Below are 6,440 nucleotides of genomic sequence, written 5' to 3' on the forward strand. Positions count from 1 at the left end.
CGATACGCCGCCTTCACGCCGCTCGCGTCACCCAATCTCCCGTATAGCTCTCTCGTCGCTCACCATCCCAACGAACGCTTCGACCGGAAACACTTCCTCGGGCAGATTTAGTGCTGACCGCAATGCCTTTTGGGCCGCGATCGATTGATCGAGGGTGAAGCTGTCGTCCTGTGCCATGTGTTGCCTCCTGTGGGACCCGCGAATCGCTGCCTGCCCTGCTCAGTTCCGCCACCTAGCGACTTACCGCGACCCAACCGCATTTTCTCGACCTGTACCAATTTTTGGTATAGCATGAGGTTGGAGGATTCACATGGCCCGCAACACGTCGATCTCGCTCGGGGATCATTTCGCGCAGTTCATCGATCGCCAGGTCGAAGGCGGACGCTATGGCTCGGCGAGTGATGTGGTTCGTGCAGGCTTGCGCCTTCTCGAAGAACGCGAAGCCAAGCTCGGTGCGCTGCGGGCGGCTTTGATTGAAGGCGAAGAGAGCGGCGACTTCCAAGAATTCGATACCGACGGCTTTCTCGCTTCGATGCGCCAGCCTTCCGGGCAATAGGTGAAGGTCCGCCTCTCCGCTGCTGCCCGCCGCGATCTGTCTGGCATCTGGCGCTACACTGCCAAGCGCTGGGATGAGGCCCAGGCCGACCGTTATGTGCGGCTGATCGTGGACGGGTTCGACGGGCTTGCCACCGGCACCATGAAGGGCCGCGACGCCTCGGACATCCGAGCCGGTTACTTCAAGCTGCCGGTCGGATCGCATCTCGCCTTTTACCGGCTCAATGGCGAAGCGATCGAGGTTGTGCGCATCCTCCATGGCCGGACGGATTTCGACCGGCACCTGTAAGCATTGGGCATTTCAATTCGGATCGCGCAGGCGTTTTGTGTGACGCTCCTATAGTCATACTTTCTGCTAAATCGCCTTCCGAACGCCTTATCAACTTATTCGAAAAGCGAGATGGTCGGCCCCTCCCGTGCTGTGAGCCATCGTTCCAGATGTGCGGGGAGCGCGACAGCAAAATCGCGTCGGTTGGCCAGGATCGCGGATAGAATGCGCTCGATCCGCTGCCAGGTATGCGGTTCGACCTCAAACCACGGCTTGGCTTCCGGCGGTGTAAGCCCGCCAGCCTCGCCAATCAGCTCGACGAGCCGCATCGTGCCGCCTGGACCGAGCCGGAGGTTCAGGCTCTCGATGTAGTGACGGCGCGCAATCATCCAGTCCGGCAAAGCGTTCTTGGGCTGGGCCCAGAACTCCTCGGTCGTCATAACTGTGCGCAGTGGGTCAGTGGCCATTGATGGGCTTCGTATAGCTAGACCGCTTCAAAATGGAATTTCCGGCTCGTGCGGATCAGCCTCGAACGGGTTGCAGGCATGTATCAGGAAATCACTTGCCAGCTCTTTGATCGTCGCCGGTGAGTGCTCTTTGTCGGCGCATAACTGCGCGTTCAAACGCTCCACCTCCAATTTCAGAGCGTCATAGGCCTGCTGCGAAATCTCAATCTGCGGCATGGCTTCGCCTTAATAACCCAGCGTTTGTCCGCCCCGTTCATAAGCACCCGGACGTGGCTCCGCCGTCAAGATTCAACTGCCCTAAATCACACGCGAAAACATAGTCTGCCCGTAGGCCCGCGCTCCCCCAAGCGCCGTAGGGCCGAAGGGCAGACGGTCAGAATTGAGCGACGGAAACGCCAGCTTTGCTCTCACACGCATCGCGCTCTCAGGTCGAGTCAGTCGCTCCACGCCGCTCGGCGCTCTTGCAGACCCCGCCGTTCTCCGTACCTTTCATCCGTAGAGTGAGTGTTGATGCCATAGCTTTGATTGCCAAGGATCAAATGCTTTAGCTTTCGAGAAGGGTGGCAAAAAGCCAAACACACTCTCAAAAGCGAAGGTCCAGCATAGGCCTAATGGAAAGTCAACTAGGTGTAGGCGAATGTTGATGACGGCTAGCGATGACTCCGCGCTCCGTTCCTCAACCCGGAGAATAGGATTTTATTCTTGTAAAGTAACTCGTCCTAGCGTATAGTCCAAGCATCCCGACCCATCGCAAAGAAGGAGGACGGCCATGAGAATGGACGAAGGCGACCGCATTTCTGAACTCATTCGAAACCAGAGTGAGATGCCACCCGCGTCGATGGCCGACTTCAACGAAGCCGACTATCTACCCTATCTCGAAGGGCTTGAACTTACAGAAGCGCAAGCCAGCGAGCTGCTTCGCATCCTGTGGGACATGACGCGGATGTGCATTGAGATGGATTTGCCATCAGAAAGCTGGGGGCAGATTACCGCCACAGTCTTTGACGCCGCCGCTCGTGATTCGAGCGGTGTAAAATAAACAATCAGATCACGGAGAAACCCGAAACCGCAAAGAGGCCAGCATGAAATTCACCCTTCCAACCATCGATGCACAAGGCGTTACAGCGCTGATCTACTGCCGTGTGTCGAGTAAGAAGCAGGAGCGCGAAGGCGACGGCCTCGCTTCGCAGGAAACGCGGCTGCGCGATTACTGCGCGCGGATGGGTTACAGCGTCGCCCAGGTCTTCCGGGATAAAGTGACCGGCAGCGAGAGCCGGCGTCCCGGCCTGCGCGCGATGCTTGCCTTCATCGAGAAAGGCAAACCGGCGCGCTTCCGAATTGTGTTCGACCACCTCGATCGTTTCACGCGCGACTTCTACCTCCATGCCGATCTGCGGCGCACGATAGCGAAGCTTGGTGCGATCCTGGAGACGCCCGCGGGCGTGCTCGACGAGCGTTCTTCGTCGCGGCTGATGGAAAACGTCACTGTCGCCTTCGCTGACTATCACCGCATCAACAACCGCGAGCAGACGCTCAACCGGATGCAGGCGCGCGTTTCGAACGGCTTCGCCATCTTCGCCGCGCCCTCCGGCTATAAGTATGGCCGGGTGCCTGGCTTCAACGGGCGGATGCTCGTGCCACATGAGCCGCAGGCATCGGTCGTCCGGGAAGCGTTCGAGCGCTACGTCTCGCGCCAGCTTGAGTCGCAGGCCGATGTGACGCGCTTCGTCGAAGAGCACCCGCTCTATCCCAAGCCGAAGGGCGGCAAGCTTCCGCACCAGCGTGTCGGCGATATGCTCCGCAACCCGATCTATGCTGGATATGTCGAAGCGCCGTGCTGGGGAATCGAACGGCGCAAGGGCCACCATGAGCCGCTTATCTCTTACGAGACGTTCCAGCGTGTCCAGGACCGGCTCAACGGCCTGCGTATCTCTTACCGGACCGATTTGAGCCAGGACTTCCCGCTCCGCGGCTTCGTGCTATGCGACGACTGCGAGGGGCCGCTGACGGCCTGCTGGTCGATCAGCGGCTGCGCCGCGAAGAAGCGGCACGCCTATTACCAGTGCCCGAAGAAAGGTTGCGCCAGCTACGGCAAAACGATCCGCCGCGGCGTCATCGAGGGCGAGTTCGAGGCGATCCTGAAAACCGCCGAGCCGCAGCCGCAGATGCTCGACCTGGCAACCGCCATGCTGAAGGAGCTATGGCAGCGGAAACAGGTCAACGTGGCCGCCGAGACGAAGGCGCTCAAGGCGAGCCTCGCCGCTCTCGAAGAGCAGATCGACCAAGCGGTCGAACGCATTGTCGAGACGACCGTCCCGGCAGTCATGCGCGCACTTGAGGAAAAGGTGCAGCGGCTCGAAAGCGACAAGCTGCTTCTGCGCGAGAAAATCGAGACCGCAGCGACACCGCGCGGCGATTTTGATCGGCGAGTTATAACGGGCCTCGCGTTTGTCGCAAGCCCTTGGAATTTATGGAGTACCGGGCAGATTGACGACCGCCGTGCGGTCCTGAAACTCACCTTTGCCCATCGCCTTCGCTACAAGCGCGGGGAAGGATTTAGAACTCCAGAAATGACCTTGCCATTCAAGGTCTTAGGAGATTTTTTTAGCGGTGAAAATGGAATGGCGCGCCCGAAAGGATTCGAACCTCTGACCCCCAGATTCGTAGTCTGGTGCTCTATCCAGCTGAGCTACGGGCGCCTGACCGGGAGGCCTCGAGGCCTCGGCCGGTGGAGCCGTGATCTAGAGGGTCCGTCGGGGCTTGGCAACCCCAAAATCGCCCGGAACCGGGGCCGGCGGCGGCCGGCCCCGGTCGGTGTCAGAAGCCCGCCTGGGTCACGAACTTGGTGTTGAGGTAGCCCTCGATCGCCTCGGTGCCGCCCTCGCTGCCGTAGCCCGAATCCTTGACGCCGCCGAAGGGCGTCTCGGGCAGGGCGATGCCGTGGTGGTTGATCGACATCATGCCGCTCTCGACGCGCGTCGCGAGCTTGGTCGCCGTCTCGGCCGAGCGGGTGTAGGCGTAGGCGGCCAGCCCGTAGGGCAGGCGGTTGGCCTCCGCGAAAGCCTCCTCGTCGTCCGAGAAGCGCTGGATCGCCGCGATCGGCCCGAAGGGCTCCTCGTTCATGATCCGGGCCTCGAGCGGCACGTCGGTGAAGACCGTGGGCTCGAAGAAGTTGCCCTGGTTGCCGATGCGCTTGCCGCCGGTGCGGAGCTGGGCGCCCTTCTCCTCGGCATCGGCCACGAAGGCCTCCATCGCCTCGATGCGGCGGCCGTGGGCGAGCGGGCCCATCCGCACCCCCTGCTCGAGGCCGTCGCCGACCTTGAGCTCGCGCGAGAAGCCCACGAAGCCGTCCACGAACCGGTCGAACACCGAATCGTGCACGAGGAAGCGGGTCGGCGCGACGCAGACCTGGCCGGCGTTGCGGAACTTGTTCGCGCCCAGCACCTGCACGGCCTTCGCCACGTCCGCATCGCCGAACACGATCGCCGGCGCGTGGCCGCCGAGCTCCATGGTGGCCCGCTTCATGTGGCGGCCGGCGAGCGCCGCGAGCTCCTTGCCGATCGCCGTCGAGCCGGTGAACGACATCTTGCGGATGACCGGGTGCGGGATCAGGTAGGACGAGATCTCGGCCGGGTCGCCGAAGACGAGGCCGAGGGCGTCGCCCGGGATGCCGGCGTCGAGGAGCGCCTGCACCAGGGCCGCGCAGCTCGCCGGGGTGTCCTCCGGCCCCTTGAGGATCACCGAGCAGCCGGTGCACAGCGCCGCCGAGACCTTGCGCACGGCCTGGTTGATCGGGAAGTTCCAGGGCGTGAAGGCCGCCACCGGCCCGACCGGCTCGCGGATCACGAGCTGGAGCACGCCCTCGGCCCGGGCCGGGATCACCCGGCCGTAGGCGCGCCGGCCCTCCTCGGCGAACCAGTCCATCGTGTCGGCGCCGCCGAGCACCTCGCCCTTGGCCTCGGCCAGGGGCTTGCCCTGCTCCAGGGTCATGATCCGGGCGATCTCGTCGGCGCGGGAGCGCAGCAGGTCGGCGGCCTTGCGCAGAACCTTGCTGCGCTCGAAGGCCGAGACGGTGCGCCAGGCCTTGAAGCCGCGCTCGGCGGCCGCGAGCGCCGCGTCGAGATCCTCGCGCGTCGCCACCGCGAGCTGGCTCAGGGTCTCGCCCGTGGCGGGGTTGAGGATCGGCATGGTCTGGCGGCTGCCGCCGCCGCGCCACTCACCGGCGATGTGCAGTCGAACGTCGGGAAACATCGGGGATTCGTCCTCGTTCCGGGTCACCGCCCCGTACTTAAGGCACGAACCCCCGGCAAGACAGGCTCGGCCCGGGAAGAGCAGGCATGTGGCGGCGCCGGGCCGCGGCCGCTGCGGCACTGTGCGGTCTCGCGGCCCGACTGGCCGCCGCGGCCCGGCGCGGTCTCGCGGCTCGAGGCGGCGGCGCCGTGGCGGCCGGTGGCAGCGCCCGCTTCCCGGCCCGGGCCGGGACCGCGGTCGCGCTGCCGGCCACGAGGGCGAGCGCCACGATCGCGCGGCCGTCGGGGCCGCCACCGCGGAGGTCCCCCGGGGCGGAGCGGGCCGGACAAACGCCGCCCGGCCCGGATGGTCCCGGCCGCGAGGGCGCGGCACGCCGTCCGCCCCGCACGGGGCCTCACCGCGCGCCGACCGCCCGGGCCACGGTCTCGAACTGGCGCTGCGTGTTGCCGATCTGGTTCCAGACGTTCTGCCGCGTGCAGGCGCTCACCGTCATGCCGTAGTAGAAGGCGCCGGTGTCCCGCTGGCTTCGGCAGTCGAGGTAGTTCGGCAGGACGAAGATGCTGAGGAGCGTGAAGCCGGCAAAGCCCAGCTTCAGGAAGAGCCTCAGGCCCCACGGCAGGAAGGAGACGCGCGCCGGCCGCTGCTCGGCCATCGGCGTGACGATGATCCGGATGTCCTCGGTGCGCGAGAGGCGCGCGCCGTCGGGGCCCCGCTCGAGTCTGCTGATACCGGTCCGATCGAAGGTCTGCATCGCCATGCCCCAGAAGTGCGGGGTGCATTTAACCGGTGCGGCCTTAAGGTTCGGTGTGCCGCGATGCCTGAAATTCACGCGCCGGAGCGCGGCATCTCGTTCACCCTCTCCGGACGGGCGGCGCAGCGCGCAGTCCCGGCGCGGCGCA

Annotated in this window: 7 protein-coding genes, 1 tRNA gene and 2 pseudogenes; 4 read left to right on the top strand and 6 right to left on the bottom strand. The window is 64.4% G+C overall.

Annotated elements, in window-relative coordinates; genetic code table 11:
• Nucleotides 1-27: 27 nt before the first annotated feature.
• Entirely contained in the window at nucleotides 28-177 is a 150-nt protein-coding gene (locus tag DT057_RS35790; RefSeq protein ID WP_162501596.1) for a hypothetical protein, read from the bottom strand.
• A gap of 133 nt (nucleotides 178-310) precedes the next feature.
• Here DT057_RS35790 and DT057_RS33475 point away from each other — a divergent pair, with 133 nt between their 5' ends.
• Together DT057_RS33475 and DT057_RS33480 are read left to right on the top strand one after the other, a co-directional pair.
• Nucleotides 311-556 (top strand): type II toxin-antitoxin system ParD family antitoxin, encoded by a 246-nt coding sequence (locus DT057_RS33475; protein ID WP_128566331.1) that lies wholly within the window; start codon nucleotides 311-313, stop codon nucleotides 554-556.
• Nucleotides 557-844 carry a type II toxin-antitoxin system RelE/ParE family toxin gene (locus DT057_RS33480; RefSeq protein WP_128566332.1) on the top strand — a complete coding sequence of 96 codons (288 nt, stop codon included), beginning with the start codon at nucleotides 557-559 and terminating at the stop codon, nucleotides 842-844.
• Between the two features lie 95 nt (nucleotides 845-939).
• On the opposite strand, the gene DT057_RS33485 is transcribed toward DT057_RS33480, so the two are convergent.
• Together DT057_RS33485 and DT057_RS33490 are read right to left on the bottom strand one after the other, a co-directional pair.
• Nucleotides 940-1,290, bottom strand: coding sequence for a hypothetical protein (locus DT057_RS33485; RefSeq protein WP_128566333.1), 351 nt, complete (start codon nucleotides 1,288-1,290; stop codon nucleotides 940-942).
• A 27-nt stretch (nucleotides 1,291-1,317) separates the two neighbouring features.
• Nucleotides 1,318-1,506 (bottom strand): hypothetical protein, encoded by a 189-nt coding sequence (locus tag DT057_RS33490; RefSeq protein WP_128566334.1) that lies wholly within the window; start codon nucleotides 1,504-1,506, stop codon nucleotides 1,318-1,320.
• Nucleotides 1,507-2,059: 553 nt separating this feature from the next.
• Here DT057_RS33490 and DT057_RS33495 point away from each other — a divergent pair.
• Entirely contained in the window at nucleotides 2,060-2,329 is a 270-nt protein-coding gene (locus DT057_RS33495; protein WP_128566335.1) for a hypothetical protein, read from the top strand.
• Between the two features lie 43 nt (nucleotides 2,330-2,372).
• Nucleotides 2,373-3,149 (top strand): annotated as a pseudogene (locus DT057_RS37640) (recombinase family protein); the annotation flags it as partial.
• Nucleotides 3,150-3,912: 763 nt separating this feature from the next.
• On the opposite strand, the gene DT057_RS33505 reads toward DT057_RS37640, so the two are convergent.
• From DT057_RS33505 to DT057_RS33515, 3 genes and pseudogenes are all read right to left on the bottom strand, one after another.
• Nucleotides 3,913-3,989, bottom strand: a tRNA-Arg gene (locus tag DT057_RS33505).
• Between the two features lie 118 nt (nucleotides 3,990-4,107).
• Nucleotides 4,108-5,541 carry an NAD-dependent succinate-semialdehyde dehydrogenase gene (locus DT057_RS33510; RefSeq protein WP_128566337.1) on the bottom strand — a complete coding sequence of 478 codons (1,434 nt, stop codon included), beginning with the start codon at nucleotides 5,539-5,541 and terminating at the stop codon, nucleotides 4,108-4,110.
• 394 nt (nucleotides 5,542-5,935) lie between these two features.
• Nucleotides 5,936-6,440 (bottom strand): annotated as a pseudogene (locus DT057_RS33515) (hypothetical protein); the annotation flags it as partial.

This window comes from Methylobacterium crusticola, assembly GCF_003574465.1.
Lineage (GTDB): Bacteria > Pseudomonadota > Alphaproteobacteria > Rhizobiales > Beijerinckiaceae > Methylobacterium > Methylobacterium crusticola.